Consider the following 298-nt stretch of genomic DNA (forward strand, 5'->3'; position numbering starts at 1 on the left):
AGTTGACGCGGTGGACTTTTTCACCGGTGCGGGTGCGCAGCTCCATGCAGCGAGGGCCGCCGTTGGCCATGCCGGCGGAGTGTACTTCTACGAGGGTGAGGTCCTCAACGTTGACGCCGTAGTTCTTCGCGAAGTCTTCCGCGGTGAGGTTGTCGTTAGGGCCGTTCTTGACCCAGACGACAACGGTTTTACCTGGTTCAACCACCGCATCGTGTGGCTCCATCGGCCATTCGGCGGAGCTGGTGATGGTGAGGTCGTTGAGGATGTACAGGTAGTGCAGCTGGTAGTCGCGAAGGTT

1 protein-coding gene is annotated in these 298 nt (G+C 59.7%); it reads right to left on the reverse strand.

Going from position 1 to position 298, the window contains the following annotated elements; all coding sequences use genetic code 11:
- A partial coding sequence (locus QP140_RS09890) for a hypothetical protein (RefSeq protein WP_284759488.1) occupies positions 1-298 on the reverse strand: 298 nt, incomplete at both ends.

Source organism: Corynebacterium sp. UMB9976, from assembly GCF_030212265.1.
In the GTDB taxonomy this organism is placed as follows: Bacteria; Actinomycetota; Actinomycetes; order Mycobacteriales; family Mycobacteriaceae; genus Corynebacterium.